This is a genomic window from Stenotrophomonas sp. 1278, assembly GCF_029892765.1.
In the GTDB taxonomy this organism is placed as follows: domain Bacteria; phylum Pseudomonadota; class Gammaproteobacteria; order Xanthomonadales; family Xanthomonadaceae; genus Stenotrophomonas; species Stenotrophomonas indicatrix.
Map to the genome: position 1 here is coordinate 325,651 of NZ_JARXWD010000002.1, position 23,643 is coordinate 349,293.

General features: G+C 67.7%; 20 protein-coding genes. 12 read left to right on the forward strand and 8 right to left on the reverse strand.

Annotated elements, in window-relative coordinates:
• Positions 1 to 5: 5 nt before the first annotated feature.
• Positions 6 to 647: a hypothetical protein gene (locus M2299_RS03715; RefSeq protein WP_059064427.1), complete on the reverse strand. Its 642-nt coding sequence runs from the start codon at positions 645 to 647 to the stop codon at positions 6 to 8.
• 184 nt (positions 648 to 831) lie between these two features.
• Between M2299_RS03715 and M2299_RS03720 the strand changes: the two genes are divergently transcribed.
• Entirely contained in the window at positions 832 to 1,992 is a 1,161-nt protein-coding gene (locus M2299_RS03720) for an amidohydrolase family protein (RefSeq protein WP_099784513.1), read from the forward strand.
• A 564-nt stretch (positions 1,993 to 2,556) separates the two neighbouring features.
• Here the strand turns inward: M2299_RS03720 and M2299_RS03725 are convergent.
• Entirely contained in the window at positions 2,557 to 3,438 is an 882-nt protein-coding gene (locus M2299_RS03725; RefSeq protein WP_032975274.1) for a LysR substrate-binding domain-containing protein, read from the reverse strand.
• A gap of 94 nt (positions 3,439 to 3,532) precedes the next feature.
• Here M2299_RS03725 and M2299_RS03730 point away from each other — a divergent pair, with 94 nt between their 5' ends.
• Positions 3,533 to 4,234, forward strand: a complete 702-nt coding sequence (locus M2299_RS03730) for an ankyrin repeat domain-containing protein (RefSeq protein WP_280883896.1) — start codon at positions 3,533 to 3,535, stop codon at positions 4,232 to 4,234.
• A 49-nt stretch (positions 4,235 to 4,283) separates the two neighbouring features.
• Positions 4,284 to 5,750, forward strand: a complete 1,467-nt coding sequence (locus M2299_RS03735; protein ID WP_280883897.1) for an amidohydrolase family protein — start codon at positions 4,284 to 4,286, stop codon at positions 5,748 to 5,750.
• Between the two features lie 15 nt (positions 5,751 to 5,765).
• On the opposite strand, the gene M2299_RS03740 is transcribed toward M2299_RS03735, so the two are convergent.
• A complete protein-coding gene (locus M2299_RS03740; protein ID WP_280883898.1) occupies positions 5,766 to 6,695 on the reverse strand; it encodes a LysR family transcriptional regulator in 930 nt (309 codons plus the stop codon).
• A 94-nt stretch (positions 6,696 to 6,789) separates the two neighbouring features.
• On the opposite strand from M2299_RS03740, the gene M2299_RS03745 reads away from it, so the two are divergent.
• A complete protein-coding gene (locus tag M2299_RS03745; RefSeq protein WP_280883899.1) occupies positions 6,790 to 7,986 on the forward strand; it encodes an MFS transporter in 1,197 nt (398 codons plus the stop codon).
• A gap of 595 nt (positions 7,987 to 8,581) precedes the next feature.
• On the opposite strand, the gene M2299_RS03750 is transcribed toward M2299_RS03745, so the two are convergent.
• Together M2299_RS03750 and M2299_RS03755 are read right to left on the reverse strand one after the other, a co-directional pair.
• Positions 8,582 to 9,235, reverse strand: a complete 654-nt coding sequence (locus M2299_RS03750; RefSeq protein WP_025878524.1) for a response regulator transcription factor — start codon at positions 9,233 to 9,235, stop codon at positions 8,582 to 8,584.
• On the reverse strand, positions 9,228 to 12,260 hold the full coding sequence (locus M2299_RS03755) for a sensor histidine kinase (protein WP_280883900.1): 3,033 nt from the start codon (positions 12,258 to 12,260) through the stop codon (positions 9,228 to 9,230). Before M2299_RS03755 ends, M2299_RS03750 begins: the two co-directional genes overlap by 8 nt.
• A 104-nt stretch (positions 12,261 to 12,364) precedes the next feature.
• Between M2299_RS03755 and M2299_RS03760 the strand changes: the two genes are divergently transcribed.
• The 7 genes from M2299_RS03760 to M2299_RS03790 all read left to right on the forward strand — a co-directional run bounded on the left by M2299_RS03760 (position 12,365) and on the right by M2299_RS03790 (position 19,142).
• A complete protein-coding gene (locus M2299_RS03760) occupies positions 12,365 to 12,697 on the forward strand; it encodes a hypothetical protein (protein WP_032975282.1) in 333 nt (110 codons plus the stop codon).
• A 78-nt stretch (positions 12,698 to 12,775) separates the two neighbouring features.
• Positions 12,776 to 13,192 (forward strand): AraC family transcriptional regulator, encoded by a 417-nt coding sequence (locus M2299_RS03765; protein ID WP_025878527.1) that lies wholly within the window; start codon positions 12,776 to 12,778, stop codon positions 13,190 to 13,192.
• Positions 13,189 to 13,845, forward strand: coding sequence for a hydrolase (locus M2299_RS03770; RefSeq protein WP_059064421.1), 657 nt, complete (start codon positions 13,189 to 13,191; stop codon positions 13,843 to 13,845). The genes M2299_RS03765 and M2299_RS03770 overlap by 4 nt, the downstream gene beginning before the upstream one ends.
• A 2-nt stretch (positions 13,846 to 13,847) precedes the next feature.
• On the forward strand, positions 13,848 to 14,273 hold the full coding sequence (locus tag M2299_RS03775) for a DoxX family membrane protein (protein ID WP_280883901.1): 426 nt from the start codon (positions 13,848 to 13,850) through the stop codon (positions 14,271 to 14,273).
• A 119-nt stretch (positions 14,274 to 14,392) separates the two neighbouring features.
• Entirely contained in the window at positions 14,393 to 16,240 is a 1,848-nt protein-coding gene (locus tag M2299_RS03780; RefSeq protein WP_280883911.1) for an amidohydrolase, read from the forward strand.
• Complete coding sequence (locus M2299_RS03785) at positions 16,219 to 17,502, forward strand: alginate export family protein (protein WP_099784491.1); 1,284 nt, start codon at positions 16,219 to 16,221, stop codon at positions 17,500 to 17,502. Before M2299_RS03780 ends, M2299_RS03785 begins: the two co-directional genes overlap by 22 nt.
• On the forward strand, positions 17,496 to 19,142 hold the full coding sequence (locus M2299_RS03790) for an MFS transporter (protein ID WP_059064418.1): 1,647 nt from the start codon (positions 17,496 to 17,498) through the stop codon (positions 19,140 to 19,142). Before M2299_RS03785 ends, M2299_RS03790 begins: the two co-directional genes overlap by 7 nt.
• Before the next feature lie 74 nt (positions 19,143 to 19,216).
• On the opposite strand, the gene M2299_RS03795 is transcribed toward M2299_RS03790, so the two are convergent.
• Positions 19,217 to 20,041 carry an alpha/beta hydrolase gene (locus M2299_RS03795; protein WP_025878533.1) on the reverse strand — a complete coding sequence of 275 codons (825 nt, stop codon included), beginning with the start codon at positions 20,039 to 20,041 and terminating at the stop codon, positions 19,217 to 19,219.
• Positions 20,042 to 20,239: 198 nt separating this feature from the next.
• Here M2299_RS03795 and M2299_RS03800 point away from each other — a divergent pair, with 198 nt between their 5' ends.
• Entirely contained in the window at positions 20,240 to 20,623 is a 384-nt protein-coding gene (locus M2299_RS03800) for a hypothetical protein (protein WP_099844334.1), read from the forward strand.
• Between the two features lie 56 nt (positions 20,624 to 20,679).
• On the opposite strand, the gene M2299_RS03805 is transcribed toward M2299_RS03800, so the two are convergent.
• Together M2299_RS03805 and M2299_RS03810 are read right to left on the reverse strand one after the other, a co-directional pair.
• Positions 20,680 to 21,384, reverse strand: a complete 705-nt coding sequence (locus M2299_RS03805) for a DUF2968 domain-containing protein (protein ID WP_140224935.1) — start codon at positions 21,382 to 21,384, stop codon at positions 20,680 to 20,682.
• Positions 21,385 to 21,484: 100 nt separating this feature from the next.
• Complete coding sequence (locus M2299_RS03810) at positions 21,485 to 23,635, reverse strand: TadG family pilus assembly protein (protein WP_223485845.1); 2,151 nt, start codon at positions 23,633 to 23,635, stop codon at positions 21,485 to 21,487.
• Positions 23,636 to 23,643 lie beyond the last annotated feature (8 nt).

A 23,643-nucleotide genomic window follows, 5' to 3' on the forward strand; every position in this document is an offset into this window, starting at 1 on the left:
AAACGTTACGGCAGCGCCTGCACCAGGTACGACTCGATGACGTAGCTGAAAGGCTGCTGCTGGCGGTCGCGCAGCAGTGCGCGCACTTCCAGGATCACACCATGGTCGCCTTCGCCGCGCGGCGGCCAGAACGTCTGGTCGGTCACGGTCTGGCGCTGGAAGCCCAGCGGACCGACCACGCGGCCGAACGGCTCGTCGGTCGTGTCCAGGACCTGGTTCATGGCCGGGCTGAGATGGTCGGGCAGGTACCAGTTGTCGGCCTCGGACAGCACGCGGCTGCCGCAGGCCAGCTGCACGCGCCGGTAACGCAGGGGCGTGGAGGCAGTGGCGCCCAGGGCCTGCAGCACGTCGGCCGGCGCGGTCTTGTCCTGGCCGTGCACACGCACGGCACGAACCCGGGCCTGCTCGGCCAAGCCGTGCTCGGCGCACCAGCTTTCCAGGGTGGCGGTGGCGCTCTGGCCGGCCAGCACGCGCTGGTGCAGTACCTCCACCAGCGCGGCGGAGGCAATCCGCTGCTGGCCCGGCGGCGCCTGCAAGGGCGCGCTGGCGCTGGCATCGGTGGCGGACAGGCTGGCGATCGGGGCAGCGGCCAGCAGGGACGCGGCCTGCCAGCGGCGAAGACGATCGTGGCGGTCGGACGGGCCCATGCGGCATCACAGCGGAAACAGGCGCCCATGTTACCCGTTCAGGCGTGTATCCGGCGTCCCTGCGGCGCACGGTCGCGGACGGGATTCATCGTGCCGGTGAATGCATGGCATGCAGATATTTCGTTGGCCGATGGACGCGGCGGCGGGCAGGATGGCGCCAGTGTTGGCTTTCCGGGAGAACCTGATGACCCTGCAGTTCGTCCATGGCGGCGTCGATCGCGACGGTGCCCCGCTGCATTTCCACATCCGTGATGGCCGGTTTGTCGGCATCAATGGCGACGATGCAGCAGCACAGGGAGCCGAAAGCGTCGATCTGACCGGCTTTACCGTGCTGCCTGGACTGGTCGACGGCCATATCCACCTGGACAAGAGTTTCGTCGGCGACCGCTGGCATCCGCATCAGCCGGTGAACAGCCTGCGCGAGCGTCTGGCGGTGGAAAAGGCCGCGATTGCCACCGCCGCACCCATGGCCGATCGTGCCGAGGCCCTGATCCGCCAGTGCAGCGGATTCGGTACGGTGGCGATGCGGTGCCACGTTGACATCGATGGCAGCACCGGCCTGCGTCACCTGGAGGCGGTGCGTGAAGCGGCGCTGCGTTGTGCCGACATCATGCGCATCCAGTGGGTGGCATTCCCACAGGCCGGCGTGATGTCGTGCCCGGGTACGGCGGCCATTCTGGAACAGGCGATCGCTGCCGGGGTGGAGGTGCTTGGAGGCATCGACCCGAGCACGCTGGACGGGGATGCCGAAGGCCAGCTTGCGCTGTTGTTCGGGCTGGCCGAGCGCTATGGCGTGCGTCTGGACATCCATCTGCACGAGCCGGGCGAGACCGGGCTGGCGCAGCTGCTGCGGATCGCCGCGCGCACACGCGCGGCGGGCCTGCAGGGCAGGGTGGCGGTCAGTCACGCCTATGCGCTGGGCGAGGTGCCGTTGGCGCGGGCGCTGCAGGTGGGTGAGGCCTTGGCTGCCGCAGGCGTAGCGATCATGAGCAATGCGCCGGGCGACCATCCGTTCCCGCCGCTGCGTGCTCTGCACGACGCCGGTGTGCGCGTGTTTGCCGGCAACGACAACATCCGCGACTGCTGGTGGCCCTATGGCAATGGCGACCTGCTGCAGCGGGCGATGCTGCTGGGCTATCGGTCGGGCTTCTACACCGATGCGGACCTGATGCTGGCGCTGGACATGGTCACCACCCATGCGGCGGAGGTGATCGGGTTGCCGCAGTACGGCATTGCAGAAGGTCGTCCGGCTACCTTCGTGGCGGTGCGTGCCGACCATGGCCCGGCGGCGGTGGCCGCAGTGCCGGCCGAGCGACGCGTGGTGGTCGACGGTCGCTGGCTGTAGCGGCCGGGCCGTGCCCGGTAGCACCTGGTAGTGCCGGCCGCTGGCCGGCAACTTCAACAGCAACAGCCGAAGCAACAGCGGCATTCCGAGGTAGGGCGGTGCGGTGTCGGATTGCGGGGACGCCGCAAGTACGTCCGTGTAGGCTCAGCCGCGCCGTCCATGGCGCGGATGCCCGGCAATCCGACACCGCCCCGCCTTCGACAGGTTCCCGCTGACCAGTAGATCCACGCCATGCGTGGATGAATCTCCATTGGAAATCGAATATCTCGAAAAGCATCCACGCGTGGCGTGGATCTACTGGTCGACCAAGGTCGACACCTGCCAACAGCATCACAGAGCGCCGTCCCGACAGCTCGCGGAGATCTGTCGAAGGCGGGGTGGGTCCGGTTGCGGGGGCGTGAGCCGCATGGATGCGGCGACCGAGCCTACATGGACGTATTCACGGCGTCCCCCGCAACCGGACCCACCCCGCCATCCCACAGGAAACCAGCTGTTGCCGTTGCCGTTGAGGTTGCCGGCCAGCGGCCGGCACTACCCATGGGGTGCAGGGCGCAGCCCTGCCGACTATTCCGGCTCGCGCTGCACCTGGCGCCACAACTCGCTGGCCAGCGCACGCACCGCATCATCGGCATCGGCGCGATGCAGCAGGCCGATCTCGTAGTTGTCGACAAGGGGCAGGTCGCGCTGCCCATCGATGATGCGGTGTTCGCGGTTGACCGCGCGCCGTGGCAGCAGGCTGATGCCGATGCCGTCGGCCACCGCGCCCTGGATGCCGCTCAGCGAGGAACTGGTGAACGCGATGCGCCAGCGCAGGCCCAGGGCCTCGACGGCCTGGATCATCTCGTCGCGGTACAGCCCGCGCGGCGGGAAGGTGACCAGTGGCAGCGGGTCCTGCTGCAGGCTGCTGCTGCGCAGGCTGTCGATCCAATGCATCGGTTCGCGCCGGCAGTGCACGGCCTGGCGGGTGTTGCGACGCTGCTTGACCAGCACCAGGTCCAGCTCGCCATGGTCGAAGCCATGGGCCAGATCACGGCTGAGGCCGCTGCTGATTTCCAGCTTGACCTGCGGGTGGCGGCGACTGAAGGCGGCCAGCATGCGCGTGGTCTGCGGGTTCACGAAGTCCTCCGGCACGCCGATGCGCACCGCGGTCTCCACGGTGGCGCCGGCCAAGGCCTGGGCCAGTTCCTCGTTCAGATCCAGCATGCGCCGGGCATAGCCCAGCAGGGTGTGCCCGGCGTCGGTGGGATGCACGTCGCGGTGGCCGCGTTCAAGCAGGCGGTGGCCGGCAAGCTCCTCCAGGCGGCGGATCTTCTGGCTGACCGTGGACTGGGTTGAATGCAGGCGGGTGGCCGCGGTGGTGAAGCTGCCACAGTCGGCGACCATCACCAGGGCCCGCAGCAGGTCCAGTTCGAACACTGTTCTATTCGATTTGGCACTGTCTTGCATTTGAACATTTCACTTCTGGATACCCGTGCCGACTTCTACCATGCAGGGCAGGGGCCGGCAATGGCCGGCGCCATTGCGCATGAGGAGAGTCACGATGCACCACCCTCGCTCCCGGCAGCGCCGTTCGGCAGTGGCCCGCATGCTGCTGCTGTGCCTGCTGGCCATGGTCATCCCGGCGTGTACGGCGACTTCCCGAAGCGACGCCGATGCGCAGCTGCGCGATGCCGCCAGCCGCGGTGATGCCCGCGCCGTGCGCGAGGCACTGGATGCGGGTGCCGATCTGGAGGCGCGTGACGGCCAGGGCCGCACGGCCCTGCTGCTGGCCACCCACGGCAACAACGTGGATGCGGCGCGCGAACTGATCGAGGCCGGTGCCGATGTCAATGCCAAGGACGCGTTGCAGGACAGCACGTACCTGTATGCCGGCGCGCGCGGCCTGGATGAGATCCTGGCGCTGACGCTCGCCCACGGTGCAGACCTGCGCAGCACCAACCGATATGGCGGTACCGCGCTGATTCCTGCCGCCGAACGCGGCCATGTCGCCACCGTGCGTACGCTGCTGCGCGCCGGCGTGGCCGTGGATCATGTCAACCGTCTGCACTGGACTGCACTGCTGGAGGCGATCCTGCTTGGCGATGGCGGCCCGCGCCACGTGCAGATCGTACAGCTGCTGCTGGACGCCGGCGCCAACCCCGAGCTTGCCGATGGCGACGGCGTAACGCCGCTGGCGCACGCCCGGCAACGCGGCTACGCCAACATCGAAACCCTGCTGCGCCAGCATGGCGCGACGCGCTGACACCCGCCCCTTCCACCCGCACGCTGCCGTGCCCACCAGGATGCCGTCCATGTTCCGTTCCCATCCGTTGTCCCTTGCCGTCCTTCTTGCCGCTGCACCGCTGTCGGCGTCTGCCGCCGAGCGCGCCGATCTGCTGATCCGCAACGCCACGGTGGTCGATGTCGAGCACGCACGCAGCGTGCCCGGGCAGAGCGTGGTCATCCGTGGCGAGGACATCGTCGCGGTCGGTCCCGATGCGCAGCTACGCAGCCAGTGGAGCGCCAGCCGGCAGATTGACGCCAAGGGCAAGTACCTGATTCCAGGCCTGTGGGACATGCACGTGCACTTCGGTGGTGGTCCGGCGCTGGTGGAAGAGAACAAGGCGCTGCTGCCGCTGTACATCGCTCATGGCATCACCACGATCCGCGATTGCTCCGGTGATCTTCCGCAGCAGGTACTGCAGTGGCGCGGCGACATCGCCAACGGCACGCTGTTCGGTCCGCGCCTGCTGACCTCCGGTGCGAAAATCGAAGGCATCAAGCCGGTCTGGAAGGGCACCATCGAAGTGGGCAGCAAGGCCGACGCGGACAAGGCGATCGAGCGCCTGCAGCACGATAAGGTCGACTTCGTGAAGATCACCGACAGCACGCTGACGCCGGAGCTGTTCCTGTACTCGGCCAGCGCGGCGCGCAAGGCGGGTCTCAAGGCCTCGGGCCACATTCCGATGGCGTTGACGGTGGAGCAGGCCGTGGATGCGGGCCTGGCCTCGATCGAGCATCTGGACTATGCCTTCAAGGCTGGCAGCAAGGACGAGGCGCAGATCGCCGCCGATTTCGGCGCCGCGCGCATCGATCGCGCCGAAGCCAACCGCCGGCTCGAGGCCAGCTTCGATCGCGAGACCGCGCTGCATGCCTACCGTGATTTCGCCAAGCGTGGCGTATTCGTGACGCCGACCCTCAACGGTGGCCGCATCCTCGACTTCCTCGACCAGGATGACCACGCCAACGACCCGTATCTGGCCTATATCGGCCCGGGCCTGCGCGCGACCTACACCTGGCGCATCGAACGGGCGGCCAAGGCCACCCCGGCGCAGATCGAGGCGCGCCATGCGCAGTACCACCAGGTGGCTGCGGTGCTGCCGCTGCTGCAGGAAGCGGGAGTGACGATCATTGCCGGTACCGATGCCGGCTTCCTCAATTCGTTCAACTACCCCGGCATCGGCCTGCACCAGGAACTGCAGCTGTTCGTGAAGGAAGGCCTGAGCGCACCGCAGGCGCTGTCGGCCGCGACCCGTTCGGGCCCGGCCTGGTTCGGCCAGATGCAGCGCTATGGCGGCGTCGCCACGGGCAAGGCGGCCGATCTGGTGCTGCTGACGGCCAACCCGTTGCAGGACATCGCTGCCACCGAAAAGATCGACAGCGTGATCCTGCGCGGTGATGTGTACGATCGCGCGGCGCTGGACAAGATGCTGGCCGACACCAAGGCAAAGGTCGCTGCATGGAATGCCGTGGCGAAGCAGGACCACGCTTCGCAGTGATGCGGCCGGTAGCGCCTAGCGCGGTGCCGGCCGCATGCCATGCAGCTGCGGCAGCGTGGTTTTCATCGCATCGATGAAGGCGCGCAGGCGCAGCGGTTGCTGTCGCGCAGCGGGGAACACCAGATGCACCGGCAGCGGTGGTGCCTGCCAGTCCGCTAAAAGCTGCACCAACCGGCCTTCGGCCAGATCCTCGGCCACCAGCCAGGCCGACACCACTGCGGCTCCCAATCCAGCACGTGCGGCCTGCTGCACCACGAACAGGTTGTCACTCAGCAGGCGCGGTGTGATCGACAGCGTGTGCGCACGGCCCTGCGCATCGTGCAGCAGCAGACGTTCGCGGTAGTAGGTGACCAGCGAGATCCACGGCAATGCCTGCGCCTGTTCGGGGGTGGTGATCGACCCTGCATCGGCCAGCGACGGTGCGGCCACGACAATGCGAGGTACTTCGGCCAGCGGCAGGGCAACTACGCGCGGTTCATCGACCGCGCCGACCCGCACCGCGCAGTCGATGCCTTCGGCGATGAAGTCCGGGCGGCGGTCCTCGAGGATCCACTCCAGGCTCAGTTGTGGGTGCTGGGCCAGGAAGTCGAGCATGGTGGGCAGCAGCTGTGCCTGGCCGAACGCATGCGGCACCATCACCCGCAGGCGGCCGCTGAGCCTCTGTGTCTGCCCGTGCAGCTCGGCCTGCAGCGCTTCCCATTCGTCCACCACCCGCTGCGCATGGCGTTGGCAGCGCTGGCCGTCCTCGGTCAGCAGCAGGCCGTGGGTAGAGCGCTGCAGCAGGCGCAGGCCCAGCTGCCGTTCCAGGGCTTGAAGCCGACGGCTGACGGTGGGCTGGGTGGTGCCCAGCTGCACGGCGGCGGCCGAAAGGCTGCCGCTGTCGACGATGCGCAGGAAGGTACGCAGCAGGTCCAGGCGGTCGCCGCCCAATGCAAGGTCGCTCATGCGCATGGCGTATGTAAAGTATGTTCTTGAGCCTACTACAGACGCCTCGCGAATGTAGGCAAGCTAGGCTCCAATTCTCTCCCTGGTGCCTTCCATGCCCGCTCCCTCGCTCTCAACCGTCGTCTCTGCGCCACGCGCTGCGCCCGCCCCATCACTGGTGCTGGCGATGGCCGCCGGCGCGGGCTTTTCGGTGGCCTCGCTCTATTACAGCCAGCCGATGCTGGGCCTGATCGCGCAGGATCTGGCTGCGGGCGAGCGTGCCGTGGGCCTGGTGCCGACGCTGACCCAGCTGGGCTATGCGCTGGGCATCCTGCTGCTGGCTCCGTTGGGCGACCGCTTCGACCGGCGCAACCTGATCCTGCTGAAGTCGGTGCTGCTGGCGTTGGCCCTGGGGGCGGCCGCCCTGGCCGGCCAGTTGCCGGGGCTTCTTGTTGCCAGCCTGCTGGTGGGGCTGATGGCCACGCTGGCACAGGACATCGTGCCGGCCGCCGCGGTGCTGGCACCGGATGCGCAGCGCGGGCAGGTGGTGGGCAGGGTGATGACCGGCCTGCTGCTGGGCATCCTGCTGTCGCGCGTGGTCAGCGGCGTGGTGGCCGAAGCCTGGGGCTGGCGCGTGCAGTTCGGCCTGGCAGCGCTTTCGGTGCTGGCGATGGGGGCGGTGATGGCACGCGCACTACCGCACTTCGCTGCGACCAGTACGCTGCGTTATCCGGCGCTGCTGGGTTCGTTGCTGGCGCTCTGGCGTGAGCAGCCGCAGCTGCGCCGCGCCGTGGCCAGCCAATCGGTGCTGGCGGTGGGCTTCAGTGCGTTCTGGTCGACGCTGGCGCTGATGCTGCACGCACGGCTGGGCCTGGGCAGTGCCGCCGCGGGTGCGTTCGGCATTGCCGGTGCTGCGGGTGCATTGGCGGCGCCGGTTGCCGGTCGTTTTGCAGATCGGTTGGGCAGCCCCGCGGTCGCGCGGTTGGCGATTGCCGTCGCCTTGGTTGGCTTTGCGCTGTTGCTGGTTGATTCGTGGCTGCCGGCCGTGGCGCTGCTGCCGCTGCTGGTGGTCAGCGCGCTGCTGTTCGACTTCGGTTTCCAGTCGGCGCTGGTCGCGCACCAGACCCTGGTCTACGGCCTGGTGCCGCCGGCGCGCAGTCGCCTCAATGCACTGCTGTTCACCGGCATGTTCATCGGCATGGCTGGCGGCGGTGCGTTGGGCAGCCTGGCGCTGGCGCAGTGGGGTTGGCACGGCGTGGCGTGGCTGGCGACGATCTGCGCCGGTGGCAGCCTGCTGATCCGTCTGCGTTGAGGGTAGTTCGGCAGGGCTGCGCCCTGCACCTGCTGTAGTGCCGGCCGCTGGCCGGCAACCTCAACAGCAACAGCAACAGCGGGTATTCCGTGGGGGGCGGGGCGGTGTCGGATGGCGGGGACGCCGCAAGTACGTCCTTGTAGGCTTGGCAGCCGCATCCATGCGGCTGACACCCCGCAATCCGACACCGCCCCGCCTTCGACAGTTGTCCGGTGTCTGTTGGTCCATCTGTGCTTCGCTTGGATCAAATCCAATCGAAATCGAATATTTCGACAATTGAACGTAGAGCATCCACGCATGGCGTGGATCTACGTGTCGACCAAGGTCGACACCCACCAAGAGCAGGCCATGACATTCCGACAGATCGCGGGAAATTGTCGGAGGCGGGGAGGGGACAGATGGCGGGGGCGTGAGCGCCATGGATGGCGCGACCGAGCTTACATGGACGTACTTGCAGCGTCCCCCGCCATCTGTCCCCTCCCCGCCATCCCAAGGAATGCAGGCTTTTGCTGTTGCTGTTGCTGTTGCTGTTGCTTCGGCTGTTGCTGTTGCTTCGGCCTCTGCGGGTGCCGGGCGCAGCCCGGCCGAAACCCCTTCACTCCTGACCGGTGTCATCCAGGCTGATGATTCCGCGACGCAGTGCCTGGGTTACCGCGTGCGTCCGGTCGCCAACGCCCAGTTTTTCCATCAGGCTCTTCATGTGTGCCTTCACCGTCTGCTCGGAAATCTGCATGCGTTCGCCGATGCGCTTGTTCGACAGGCCGCCGGCCACGTGGCGCAGCACTTCGGTTTCGCGTGGCGACAGCCGGTCCTCCACCACGTGCGCGGCGATGCTGGCCGCTACTTCCGCCGGGATCGGTGCGCGGCGGCCACTGGCCACGGTACGGATGGTGGCTACCAGTTCGTGGCGCAGCATGTCCTTCAGCAGGTAGGCGCTGGCACCGGCCTGCAGCGCGCGTACGGCGCGCACGTCGCCGCGGTAGGTTGTCAGCACGATGATGCGTGCGCGGGGATCGATCGCACGGATCCGCACGATCGCTTCCACGCCATCCATGCGTGGCATCTGCAGGTCCATCAGCACCACATCCGGGCGCAGCTGCTGGTAGCAGGCAAGAGCCTCCTCGCCGTCGGCTGCTTCGCCGAGCAGGCGCAGGTCGGCATGTGCGCCGAGCAGTGCGGCCAGGCCATCGCGCAACAGCGGATGGTCATCAACCACCAGCACGCCGATGGGAGGAAGGGATTCAGTCATGGGAGGTTCTGCTCCAGGGCCAACGCCAGCGCGGTGGATGTCGGTGATACAAGCGACGGGCCGGCACGGACAGCGCGACTTCGGTACCCAGGCCGGGGCGTGTCCACAACTGCAGCTCCGCACCCAGCCGTTGTGCGCGCTCGCGCATGCCCTGCATGCCCCAGTGTCCGCCGCCGGCATTGTCATTGGCGATGCCGACGCCATCGTCGCGCACATGCAGCAGGAAGCAGCGCGTGCCGTAGGACAGTTCCACTTCGATGGCACTGGCCTGCGCATGCCGCAGCGCGTTGCGGATGGCCTCGCGCCCGATCAGGAACACTTCCTCGGCGGCTTCGGCCTGCAGCGGCGGCGGGGTGCCTTCCATGGTCAAACGCAGTGGATTGGTGCCTTGGCCTGCATATTCGGCATGCACGTCGGCCAGTGCAGAGGCGAGATCGCGGCCGGCAAACGGTGCGTCGCGCAGCGCGTTGACCCGTTCCCGGCCTTCGGCCAGATTGCGCTCGGCCAGCAGCATCGCCGATTCCAGCTGGGTGCGTACCGGCTCTGGTGTCTGTGCCGACTGGCTGATGGCGTGCAGGCGCAGGATGAGTCCCTGGCTGCCCTGCAGCAGGGTGTCGTGCAGATCGCGCGCAATGCGCTCGCGCTCGCCGTTGCGTTCCTGCAGGCGGGCGCGGAACAATGCCGCCAGCTGCCGGCTGCGGACCCGCACGGCCAGCGCCAGCGCAGCCATCACCACGCAGACGCACAACAGCTTGAACCACGCGGTCTGCAGGAACGTCGGTGCGATGTGGAAGCTGCGGCTGGCTGGCGTGCTGCTCCAGATGCCATCTTCGTTGGCTGCTTCCACCTCGAAGCGGTAATGGCCCGGTGCGAGGTTGGTGTAATAGGCGCGCGTGCTCGCGCCGGCCTCCTGCCAAGCGTCGTCCACGCCGGACAGTCGGTAGCGGTAGCGGTTGCGCTCCGGCCGCGCCAGCGACAGCGCGACATAGTCGATCTGCAGCTGGGTAGTGCCGGCCGGAAGGCGCAGTCCCTCCTGCAACGGGGCCTGGGTACTGCCATACAGCACGTCACCGATGCGCACGCCAGGTGCCATGGTGTTGATGTGCGACTGCCGCGTGTCCAGCCACGCCAGGCCTTGATTGGTGGCAAGCCACAGCAGGCCATCAGCCGCCAGTACCGCAGTGGGGATGGGGCCGCTCTGCAGGGCGATGCCCGGCATACCGTCAACCGCGTCGAACAAGCGGGGGGCTATCGCCTGGTCGTTGCGCAGCGCGCTGCGCAGGGTGGCAACCTGCAGCCGCACCAGGCCGCGGCTGCCGTTGAGCCAGAGCAGCCCGTTCGCATCGGCGACCATGCCGGTGATGCCTTCCAGCACGCCGGCCATGTCGGTGCGCACCGGCAGGAAGCGGCCGTTGCCGAAACGCGCGGCCAGGCCGGCCTCGCCGGCGACCAGCAGCAGATCCTTGTGCTGCAGCAACGCGGTTACCGGGCCTACCGACAGTCCTTCGGTGGCGCCGTAGGAGTTGACCGTAGCTCCGTGCAGGCGGCGCAGGGTGCCATCGGCGTAGCCCAGCAGCAGCGCACCGTCATCGGTACGCGCCAGCGACGAACAGGCCTGCTCGGGAAGCCGGGTTTCGCGGCGCCAGCGGTTGTCCGTGTAGTGCAGCACCGCGCGCTCGCCGGCGCAGGCCCAGGCCTGGTCCGCATCGGCAAACAGCAGGGCGTGCAGTGGCTGCCCGGTGAACGGTGCCGGCAGCGGTATGAGGGTGGTGTGGCCGCTGACGGTGCGCGCCAGATTGATCCAGTCGAACTGCCATACCGGAGTGGGTGCCTGCCGTGCCGCGGCCTGCAGCTGCGCAGCGCTGCGGCCCAGCAGCGGACGCCGCAGGTCGAACAGCTTCAGGTCTTCGCCATAGCCATACACCCGGCCATCAATGGCGCGTACCAATGACCGGTACGGATCGGTAGGGCCCACGGACAAGGTCTGCACGCTGTGCGCACGGAAGCGGTTGAGGCCGAGGTTGGTGCCTACCCAGATGTTGCCTTCGCGATCGGCAAGGACCGGCACTGCCGACGTCGCGGTAAGGCCCTGCGCGGCATCGAAGCGCTCCATGCGCATAGCCTGTTGGCCGTCGAAGGTGACCCGGGCCACGCCACCGTGCGGGCTGAGCGTGGCCCACAGGGCTCCGTCGGCCGTGAACTGCAGGCGCGAGGCGACCAGCCCGGGCAGCCGCCGTGCTTCACGTTCCTCGGCGGGCAACAGGCCATGCGCGTTGGCCAGCGGCGACGTGCCGCGCACGCGGTCGGCCAGCCAGATTTCGCCGCGCGGGCTCTCAACCAGCGAGGCCATCTGCGAGACCGCGATGCCGGTGGCTTCGAAGCGGGCCGCGCCAGGAGGGCGACGCCATATCTGCAGGTCCGCCAGCACCCAGAATGTGCCGTGGCGGTCCTGCAGCACCCATTGCACGCGTCTCTGCGGCAGGCCGAAGGAAGCCGGCGGCTGCTGCCAGCGATGTCCATCGAACCAGCGCAGGCCGCCATTGACGGCAGCCCACAGGCGGCCGTTGCGGTCATGCGCGAAGCGCGGGACCACACCCACCGGCACGCCCTGTGGGCGGCCGAAGCTGCGCAGGCGTTCCTGCGTGAACTGGCTGATGCCTGCCTGGAAGTAGCCGATCCACAGGCCACCATCGCCACCATCGCCACCATCGAGGCCGAGGGTGACCATGTTGGTGGAGGGAAAACGGGTGCCCGCCGGTGCGGCCTGCCGCTCGAAACGCCGGCCGTCGAAGCGGTACAGGCCCGAACCCGTGGCCAGCCACAACATGCCCTGGCGGTCCTGGACGATATCCCAGATGTCCCCCGGGGCGCCCTGGCCGACGCGCCAGGCGGTGTGCTGATAGCCGGGCATGCCATCGCTCACTGCGGGTTGCTGCACGGCGAAGACGGGCAGGGCAGTCAGCAACAGCAGGCACGACAGCAGCGCCGGCAGGCGACGCAGGAAGGGGAAGGGGCGGCCACGCATGCGGTCATTCTGGCAGGTGCGGGGCAGGCCGGGGTGACCCGTTCGGGGTAGGCGTACCGCTTCGGTGTCCGCTATCACGCCGTGATGGATGACGGAGCCCGGCGATGCAGCGCTTGTATGTGATGTTCCCTGACCGCGGCCCCGGACTGGGACTGCTGTGGCTGCGCCTGTGCGTGGCAGGGGGTCTGTTGGCGGGCGGAAGTCCGGCCGGTGTGCCGGGACTGATGTGCCTGGCGGCGATCGGCCTGCTGCTGCCTGGGCTGCTGACCCCGCTGGCGGTGCTGCTGGCGGTGCCGGGGTTGTACGGGCAGGGCGCGGCGCTGCCCTGGCTGCTGCTGCCGTTGGCCCTGCTCATGCTGGGGCCGGGCGCGTATTCGCTGGATGCGCGGTTGTTCGGCCGCCGCCTGCTGCAGCGCCGGCCTCCCCCGAATGGGTGAGCGCCGGCCTCGACCGACGGGGGTAGGGCGATTGCAGCCGGCGGCACACCATGGGTGCTCCCGTCGCGGCGCTCCTTCATGGCTACCGTCCAGCCTCCTGCCCTGTCCGCAACCACGTTGGCACCGCACCAGTCGGCTGCCCTGCAGCGTGCGCTGCGCTACATCGACGAGCACCTGTCGCAGCCGCTGCGGGTGACCGAGCTGGCTGCCGTTGCCTGCGTAAGCCGGTTCCATCTGGTGCGGTTGTTCCGCATGGGTACCGGCGCCAGTCCGCTGCGCTACGTGCGCCGTCGGCGCATCGAACGCGCCACGCAGCTGCTGCCGACGGCCGCGCAGTCGATGACCTGCCTGGCCCAGCATCTTGGCTTCTTCGACCAGAGCCACTTCGTCCGCAGCTTCCGCGCCGAGACCGGCTGCAGTCCCGGCCAGTACCTGGCCGATGGCGCGGCACGTTCCCAGCCCCCTGTTGTTTCCTCCACCGGAGTCCACCCATGAGCCTCGCCACCGCCACCCCCGCCAAAGCACTGCTGTCACCGGCCGACCACGCCCTGATACTGATCGACTACCAGTCGCAGATGGCATTTGCCACCCACACCATCGACATCTCCGCGCTGCGCAACAACGTGTCGTTGATCAGCAAGGGCGCCAAGGGTTTCAAGGTGCCGGTGCTGCTGACCACGGTGGCCGAGAAGTCGTTCTCCGGCCCGATGTTCCCGGAGCTGCCGGCGATCTTCCCCGGCCAGGCGGTGTTCGATCGCACGTCGATGAACACCTGGGAAGACCAGCCGGTGATCGATGAGGTGAACCGCATCGGCAAGCGTCGGCTGGTGCTCGCCGGTTTGTGGACCAGTGTGTGCATCGTCGGCCCGGCGCTGTCGGCGCTGGAGCAGGGGTTTGAGGTCTACGTGATCACCGATGCCTGCGGCGATGTGAGCGAAGAGGCGCACGAACGTGCGATCGCCCGCATGGTGCAGGCCGGTGCCGTGCCGATCACCAGCGTGCAGTACCTGCTGGAACTGCAGCGCGACTGGGCGCGTGCTGAAACCTACGACCTGACCACCGGCATCGCCCGTGACCATGCGGGTGGCTATGGCGTCGGCATCCAGTACGCCAAGACCATGTTCGGCGCGCAGGAAGGCGGGCACTGAGCGTGCGCGATGGCCATGGCCTCGACCTGGCCTTGTTGATCCTGCGGGTGGCGGCGGGAGGATTCCTGCTGCCGCATGCGCTGGGCAAGTTGTTCGGCTGGTTCAACGGGCCGGGCCTGGCAGGTTTTGCCGGCGAACTGCGTGGCTTCGGTCTGCCGTCGTCGGCGCCGCTGCCACTGCTGCTGGCGCTGCTGCAGGCGGTGGCCGGTAGCGCTGTGATGCTGGGCTGGCAGGCCCGGATCGCCGCGCTTGTCGCCGCCGCCTTCATCGCCTTCACCGCCCTGCTGGCGCTGCGCAACGGGTGGTTCTGGATGCGCGGCGGTGCCGAGTATCCGTTGTTGTGGACGCTGGCACTGCTGGCCATCGCCCTGGCCGGGCCCGGTGCATGGGCGGTGGATGGTCTGCTTCTTTCTGGAGACATCGCGTGAACAACGAACCTCTCGATCCTGGCCGCCGCAATGTGGTGCTGGCCACCGGTGCCGCGCTGGCGCTGGGCCTGGCTGGCGGTACCGCCGCGGCCATCCAATCCCCTTCCAAGGAGCGTCGCATGAGCACACTGGTCATCCGCAACGCACGCATCACCACGCTTGATCCGCAGCAGCCGCATGCGCAGGCACTGGCCGTGCAGAACGGCCGTATCGTTGCCGTGGGAAGCGACGAGGACATCATGCGCGGTTGGGGCAGCGAAGCCACGATCGTCGATGCGCAGGGGCGGCGAATCGTGCCCGGCCTCAATGACAGCCACACCCACCTGATCCGCGGTGGCCTGAACTACAACCTGGAACTGCGCTGGGATGGCCTGCGTTCACTGGCCGATGCGATGGCCATGCTGAAGGCGCAGGTTGACCGCACGCCCGCGCCGCAGTGGGTGCGCGTGGTCGGTGGATTCACCGCGACCCAGTTCACCGAAAAGCGCCTGCCGAGCCTGCAGGAGCTGAACGACATCGCTCCGGATACGCCGGTGTTCCTGCTGCACCTGTACGACCGCGCGCTGCTCAATCGCGCCGCGCTGCGTGCCTGTGGCTATACCAAGGAAACGCCGGACCCGCCCGGCGGGCAGATCGTGCGCGATTCGCTGGGCAACCCGACCGGCCTGCTGCTGGCCAAGCCGAATGCACTGATCCTGTATGCGACCCTGGCCAAGGGGCCGAAGCTGCCGGTCGAGTACCAGGCCAATTCAACCCGCCATTTCATGCGCGAGCTGAACCGCCTGGGCATCACCTCGGTGATCGACGCCGGAGGCGGTTTCCAGAACTACCCCGAGGACTACCAGGTCATCGAGCAGCTGCATCGCGATGATCAGCTGACCGTGCGCATCGCCTACAACCTGTTCACCCAGAACAAGGGCAGCGAGGTCAGCGATTTCCGTGGCTGGAGCGAGATGCTGCAACCGCGCCAGGGCGATGACCTGCTGCGCCACAATGGTGCCGGCGAGATGCTGGTGTTCTCCGCAGCCGACTTTGAACTGTTCAACGAGCCGCGCCCGGAACTGCCACCGGAACTTGAGCCGGAGCTGCACGATGTGGTGAAGCTGCTGGTGGAGAAGCGCTGGCCGTTCCGCATCCATGCGACCTACGACGAAAGCATCAGCCGCATCCTCGACGTCTACGAGCAGGTCAACCGTGAGGTGCCGTTCGATGGCCTGCACTGGTTCATCGACCATGCCGAGACCATCACCCCGCGCAACATCGAGCGTATCCGCGCACTCAACGGCGGCATCGCCGTGCAGCACCGCATGGCCTACCAGGGCGAGGCATTCGTGCAGCGCTATGGTGTGCAGGCGGCGCGGCACACGCCACCGGTGAAGCGGATGCTGGCCGAGGGCGTGCCGGTCGGCGCCGGCACCGATGCTACCCGCGTGGCCAGCTACAACCCGTGGGTGGCGCTGTCGTGGCTGGTGACGGGACGCACCGTCGGCGGCCTGGCCCTGTACGGCGATGAGAACCTGCTGGAGCGCGAGCAGGCCCTGCGCCTGTGGACACAGGGCAGCGCCTGGTTCTCCGGCGACGAAGCGGTGAAGGGCACGCTGAAGGTGGGCCAGCTGGCCGACTTCATCCTGCTGTCGTCCGACTTCTTCCGCGTCGATGAGCAGCAGATCGCCGACATCACCAGCCTGCTGACCGTGGTGGGTGGCCGCATCGTGCATGGCGACGGCGACTACGCCGGGTTGGCGCCGCAGCTGCCTCCGGCGATGCCGGACTGGTCGCCGGTGAACCGCTTCGGTGGCTACCACGTCGGTGGCGGGGCGACCGGGTTGGCTGCGGCGCACCGTCATCACCATGGTGTGGCCTGCGGCACCCACGGTGCGCATGGCCACGCGGTCCGTCATCCGGCGCCAACCGACGACCTGACCGCGTTCTGGGGCGCGATGGGGTGTTCGTGCTTCGCGTTCTGACCCTGGCATCGCTGGTGTTGCCGTCGTTGGCGCTGGCCTGCGACGGTGGTGCCTGTACCACGGTTGGCGACGGCCAGTTGCAGTGGGATGCATCGCTGCGCCTGCGTGGCATGTACTACGCCCCGACCCGGTTTGGCGTCGGTGCTGGCGACGATGGCTACGGCCTGCTGCGTGCGCTGGCTTCTGCCTCTTTCGCGCAGGGTGATTGGCAAGCGAAGCTGCAGCTGGGTACGCATGCCGAGCGCGGCAAGGCCGGTGGCCCAGGTCGTACCGATCGCGGCGCGCTGGACGTGCAGCAGGCGTACTGGCGCTGGGCCGGCGCTGGCATGCACGTGCAGCTGGGCCGGCAGGAAGCGGGCTATGGCAGCTCGCGCCTGTTGTCGGTGCGCGACGGGCCGAACATCCGCCTGGCCTTCGATGGTGCGCGGGTGGGGTGGCAGGGCAGGCTGGGCGCACTGGACCTGATGGCGCTGCGCCCGGTCGAGAACCGCCCGGGTGCTTTCGATGACCGCGGTGAGCGCGGTGCACACCTGCTCGGTGCGTATGCGACCACGGCCAAAGGCGCTGGCATCAGCCAGTGGGACCTTTACCTGCTCGACTATCGTCGCGAGGGCGCGCGCTTCGCCGCGGGCAGCGGCACCGAGCGGCGGCAGACCCTGGGCGCGCGCTGGTTCGGCCAGTCGGGTGCGCTGGACTGGAATACCGAACTGGTGGCGCAGGGCGGTGAACTGCGGGCGGTGACCGGCGATCTGGACATCCGCGCCTGGACCCTCGCCACCGATACCGGTTGGCGCTGGAGCGCGCTGCCGCTGCAACCGCGGCTTGGCCTGAAGGCCGACATTGCCAGCGGCGACGCAGACCCGGGTGATGGTCGACTGGGTACGTTCAATGCGTTGTTTCCCAAGTCCGCCTATTTCAGCGAAGCCAGCCTGTTGGCACCGGCCAACCTGATGGATCTGCAACCGACACTGGCACTGCGCCTGCATGAGGCGGTGACCACCGAGCTGGGTGTGCAGCTGGCGTGGAAGCATCGGCGCGCCGATGCGGTCTATACCACGCCGGCACCGTTGGCAGCGTTGCCCGGCAGTGCCGGAGGCGCACGCCGCATCGGTACCCAGTACAAATCCGAAACCCGCTGGCAGGTCAATGACCACTGGCAATGGCAGCTGCAGCTGGCCTGGGTCGACGCGGGTCCTGCACTGACGCAGGCCGGCGGCCGGGACACGCTGTTCGCCTCAATCGTTGGAGCTTGGCAATGGTGAACGCATCGGCGTCACAACACTCCCCGCAGGTCGATGGCGCATGGTCGCCGTTGAAGATCCGCATGTTCCGCTCGATCTGGCTGGCGATCCTGGCCAGCAACATCGGCACCTGGGTCAACGACGTGGCTGCGGCCTGGGTGATGGCCGAACGCACCGGTTCGGCGCTGATGGTCGCGCTGGTGCAGTCGGCCACCACCGTGCCGATCGTGCTGTTGGCGCTGGCGGCGGGGACCCTGGCCGACATCGTCGACCGCCGCAAGTACCTGCTGTTCACCCAGGGCTGGATGCTGCTGGTGGCGGCAGCGACCGCCGTGCTCACGGCATTGGACCTGCTGACGCCGCAGCTGCTGGTGCTGCTGACCTTCTGCATGGGCTGCGGTGCGGCGATGGCGATGCCGGCACAGGCCGCGATCGTCTCCGAGCTGGTTCCGCAGCCGATGCTGGCCTCGGCCGTGGCACTCAACTCCATCGGCATCAACATCGCCCGTTCCATCGGGCCGGCCATCGGCGGGGTGATCGTGGCCCAGCTGGGTGCGGTGTGGGCCTTCGGGTTCAACGCCATCACCTTTGCCGCCATGCTGTTCGTGGTGTGGGGCTGGAAGCGTGATCCGAAGGCGTCCAGCCTGCCGCCCGAAGGGTTCGGCGCTGGCCTCAAGGCGGGCCTGCGCTATGCCAGCCGTGCCGGTCGCCTGCAGGCGGTACTGATCAAATCGGCCGGTTTCTTCTTCTTTGCCGCGGCGATGAACGCAATGCTGCCGGTGGTGGTGCGCGGGCAGATGCAGGGCGGAGCGGGGCAGTACGGCGTGCTGCTGGGTTGCATCGGCATCGGTGCGGTGGGCGGTGCGTTGCTGCTGCCGAAGCTGCGGGCCAGGCTTGATCGCGACCTGCTGGTGCTGCTGGCCACCTTGTCGCTGGCGGCAAGCCTGGCCGGCCTGGCGCTGACCCGCAGCTGGTACGTGTTGCCGCTGGTGATGCTGGTCAATGGCTTTGCCTGGATCACCGTACTGTCCTCGTTGCAGATCGCAGCACAGACGGCGGTGCCGGCCTGGGTGAGGGCGCGCGCGCTTGCCCTGTACATCATGGTGTTCTCGGCCGGCATGGCGGCCGGTGGCCTGAGCTGGGGTGCACTGGCGCAGCGCACATCGCCCGAGCTGGCACTGCTGGTGGCTGCAGCCGGCGCGGTCATCGGCGGCCTGCTGGTGTGGCGGGTACGCATTGCAGGCGCCGAAGATCTGAACCTGAGCCCGGCCGGGCACTGGCCCGCACCGGAACTGTCGGTGCCGGTGTCGAATGATCGCGGACCGGTGCTGGTGACCATCGAATATCGCATCGATGCCGCCGACCGCGCCGCGTTCCAGGCGCAGATGCGCACGCTGGGAACGATCCGTCGACGCGATGGTGCCGTGGTCTGGGGCGTGGTCGAAGATGTGGCAACCCCGGGCATTCATCTGGAGTATTTCGTCGCAGCGTCGTGGTTGGAGCACCTGCGCCAGCATGAACGCATCACCGCTGACGACAAGGCGATCCAGGAGGCGCTGCGCGCGCTGCATCGCGGCGAGCGCGCGCCGGTGGTGCGTCACTTCGTTGGCGGCCATGATCCATTGCCGGCGGCGGCGCCGCATCACCACAGCGACATCTGATTGTCCCGTGATTGAGCCGGCCGCTGGCCGGCTCCATGGCAGGAGCGGCGGCGCACGGGCGCCGCCGCGATACGTCATCTGCGTGCGAACGCCAGCAGGTCGGCGTTGAACTGATCGGCATGGGTCAGGGTGAGGCCGTGCGGTGCACCGGCGTACACCTTCAGTTCTGCGTTGCGGATGATCTGCGAGGACAGCTTGGCCGAAGCATCGAAGGGCACGATCTGGTCGTCATCGCCATGCACCACCAGAGCCGGCACGTCGATCTTCTTCAGGTCGTCGGTGTAGTCCACCTCCGAGAATTCGTGGATGCAGTCGTACTGGCCTTTCACGCCGCCCAGCATGCCCTGCAGCCAGAACGAATCACGCATGCCTTCGGTGACGCTGTTGCCATCACGATTGGCGCCGAAGAACGGCGTGGCCAGATCCTTGAAGAACTGCGAACGATCGCCACCGGTGCCCTTGCGGATGCCGTCGAACACTTCCAGCGGGGTACCGGCCGGATTGCCTTCGGTCTTCAGCATCAGCGGCGGCACCGCGCCGACCAGCACCACCTTGGCCACGCGCTTGCTGCCATGGCGGCCGATGTAGTGCGCCACTTCGCCACCGCCGGTGGAATGGCCGACCAGGATCGCGTCCTTCACGTCCAGCGCATCCAGAACGGCAGCCAGGTCATCGGCGTAGGTGTCCATGTTGTTGCCGTCCCAGGTCTGGCTGGAGCGGCCATGGCTGCGGCGATCATGGGCGATCACGCGGTAGCCGTTCTGGCCCATGAACAGCATCTGCGGGTCCCAGGCATCGGACGACAGCGGCCAGCCATGGGCGAATACGACAGGCTGGCCGGTGCCCCAGTCCTTGTAGAAGATGCGGGCGCCATCATTGACGGTCACGAAATTGCTCATTGCAGGTTCCTTGGCGAAAGGGAGGGAAGACGCCTGCGGGTTGGCCGGCGCCTGCGGCAGTACAGCGCACGATGGGCGATGTGCATTGCACGGCTGTGCCGGATTGGCGTGGTCGTCACGCTGACGCGACTCGCTCTGGCGGCAGGCCGGTGCTGATGGCAACCATGGCCATCGGACGCGTGAGGGCCAGTCATGAAGATGCCGGGATGGGGAGTGCTGCCTGCAGTGCTGTTGGCTGCTGTCGCGATGGCACAGACCAACGTCTACAAGTGCACCGGAGGTGAGCATCCGGTCTACCAGCAGACGCCCTGCCAGGGGCGCGCGGAGTGGCGCTGGGAAGTGCCCGGTGCCGAGTCGAAGGCACGCGGGCCCACACCTGCAGTCGTGCAGCCTGCCCGCAGCGGTAGCAGGCGGACGCCACGGCGCGGGCGCGCACAGGGCGCGCTGATATCGATCACGGCTGACCCGCGTGGCTGCGAGCGGGCGCGCCGGCGGCAGGTGGCAACGCTGGCCAGGCCGCGCAGGCTCGACTACCTGCAGCGCAGGCAGCTGGATGACGCGGTACGCGAGGCCTGTCGTTGAGCACAACGAAAAACGGCACCCGAAGGTGCCGTTCTTGTCTACAGGCCCGTAAGACCTCAGCGGCCGTCGCTGGCGGCCGCCGGTGCCGTCGCCGCATCCGGCTTGGGCAGGCTCAGCTCCGGGTTGCCCTGTTCGGCCTGCAGGATCTGGATCCGTCGCTGCAGCGCATCGAGTTGGCTGTTGGTGCTCTGCACGTCGGTGCTCAGGCTGACCGCCTGCTGCTGTGCCTGCTGCAGCGCTGCGCTCACCTGCGCCGACTGCGCCTGCTGCTGTTCCATTTCCTGCTGCAGGGTGCGCAGGCGCTCTTCGTTGTAGGCCACCAGGCGCTCGGTGTAGCGCTTGCCGGCTTCCAGCCGGGTGGTGTCGATGTAGACCTGCGCCAGCTGTTCGGACTGCTGCGCGAAGGTGCGGTAGACACGCTCGGCGTTGTCGACGGCATCGGTCTTGATCACCCGCCAGAAGTTCTTCTCCTGGAACAGGGCCACGTAGTAGGTCAGGGTATTGGCGTTGAACAGCAGGCTGGCGCCGTAGTTGCCGTTGTAGGTGGTACGCAGCTCGGTGAGCTGCTGCGCATCCATCAACTGCTTGAGTTCGTCGACGGTGTTGCGTACCACCGGTGCGGCCTTGGCCGGCTCCACCGTGGCAGTGCGATCGCCACGTGCGGCCAGCGCCGACGGCGTCACCACCATCATGGCCACGGCCAGCAGTGCTGCGCCGCGCCGATACCGGGCGAAGACGGTGCCCCCTGAAGTTTCTCGCATGTCTAGACCATCCACGGATGTAGTGTGGGTTGAGTTGAATGTGGTTCCCCGCCGCGAGTCTAGCATGGGCGCGGACGCCGCCAACCGGTGCCCGCGCGGGTCAGAAGACCAGCTGCGCCGAGCTGCACTGGATCGACTGCATGCTGACATCGGTGCGGCCCAGTTCCAGCCCGAGCAGGCTGGCCAGGGTGTTGGTCAGCAGGGTGCCGACGCTGTTGAGTACGGGCTTGAGCGCCGCCAGCACCGGGTTCAGCAGCGCACACAGCAGGCCACTGCAGGTGACGTTGTTGCCGGGGGTGGTCACGCCGCCGCCGTTCTGCCCATCCAGGAATCCGGCCGGGGCGGTCTGGATGTAGGACGCCAGGTTGGTGCGCACGCAGCCGTTGTAGTCGATCAGGTTGCCCAGCAGGCTGTCGCAGCGGTTGATCAGCAGGCCGCCGACCAGCGAGCCCAGCAGGCCGTCGAGCAGGCCCAGGCCCTGGCCGGTCACGGTGGCGCGGTAACCGGCCCAGACCGATCCATCTTCCCAGCAGGTGCTCAGGCCAATCAGGCAGGGCTTGGGTACGCCTTTGGTAACGGTCCAGTTGCCCAGCGGTGCGAGGTTGCGTGACGGATCGCCATCGCGCAGCAATGGAATCACCTGGTCCACGTTGTAACGCCCGCCGCTGGGGAAGGCGGCCTGCAGGTAACGGTCGGCCAATGCCTTGGCCGTGTCATTGGCGCTCATGCCCTGCTTGGGTGAACTGAGCATGCCTGACAGCACCCGCAGCAGTTCGTTGACCAGGTCTGACACGGCGGTGCCGACGGCCAACGGGTTGATCCGGGTCGAGCCGGTCTGGCCTGCGGCCAGGGTCAGGCTCTGCGTGCTGGTCAGCGCCGGCAGGGTGACCTTGTCGTTGATCAGGGGCTGCCCCAGCAGCCTCAACAACTGCTCGTTCTGCAGGGTCGCGTCACAGACGTTGCTCTTGGAGAAGCGATCGGCCGCGTTGACCTTGCCGACGCAGGCGCGCAGTACCGAGGAATCGACCTGGACGGTGGCCGTCGGCGGCGCCGCTCCGCACTGGATGCTGGTCAGTGTCCCCATCGCATTGGCCACATCCACGTGCAGTGGCAGATGCAGGCGGGTGCCGAGCAGGTTCAGCAGCGGGCCGATCGCGAACAGGCGGTCGCTGTCGACGTCCACCATCAGCCGCACCTGCGCGTTGTACGCGCGTGCGCCGACGCCACCGATGGCGATCGACGGCGGCTCCACCACGCCGGCCTTGACGTCGATGCCCAGCAGGTTCAAGCCCTGCACCTGCACGCCATTGCCATCGTTGGCGATGGAGATCGCGGCGGTGACAAGATCCAGCACGTTGACCCTCGATTCCAGTGCGCTGCCGATGGTGCCGTCCGGTGAGATCACCTGCGCGAACAGGCCGCCGCCGCCGTTCTGGCTGCCCAGCAGAATGTTCAGCTGGTTGATGTCCAGCCGCGTGCCGACCAGGTTGGACAGCGCCTGCAGCTGTACGCCGACGGCGGTCTCGCGGCCCACCACCGTGGCAGTGGCATTGACCAGCTGTGCCAGTGATATGCGGTTGACCGACAGCAGCCGGTTGAAGTCGGCCACGCTGAGGTCGGCGGTGACCGGGATGCCCAGTGCCGCCAGCAGCCCCGACGGGGTGACGGTGGCCTGTGCCAGGCCGTCGTAGGACAGAATTGTTGCGTTGGTGACGTCCAGGCCGACCAGCCGAAGGGTCGCCATCAAGGGGGAGTTGCCATTGGTGCGCAGCAGCTGCGAACCCACTGCAAACACGGCGGTGGGTTCCGAACGCTTGGCCACCGCCTGCACGCGCAACGTGGGCAGCCCGCTGTTCTGGCCGAAGAACGGCAGCACGCCGCGTTCGGCAATGACCCGCACCGCGTTGCGTGGATTGCCTGCGTCCACGCTTGGGCTGAAGTGGTCAGCCGTTCCGCGGGTGGCATTCCAGTTGCCACATTGGATCTGCACCTGCCCAGGGAAGGTGTTCTGTGCGAGCGCGTTCTGCCGGGCCGCGCTGTTGTCGGCGTTGTCGGGCCGGCACAGGTCCAGCCGTTGGGCGCCTGCCAGCGCAGCCAGATCGACCACCTTCTGCGCATCGCGCTTGGCCCAGAACAGGAAGCCGATCTCGATCAGGCCGAGCATGGCCAGCAGCGCGATCATCACCAGCATCATGGTGACCGACATACCGCCGCGCGGGCGACTGAAGCTGATGTGGCGTGCTCGGTTCATGGCGGGCC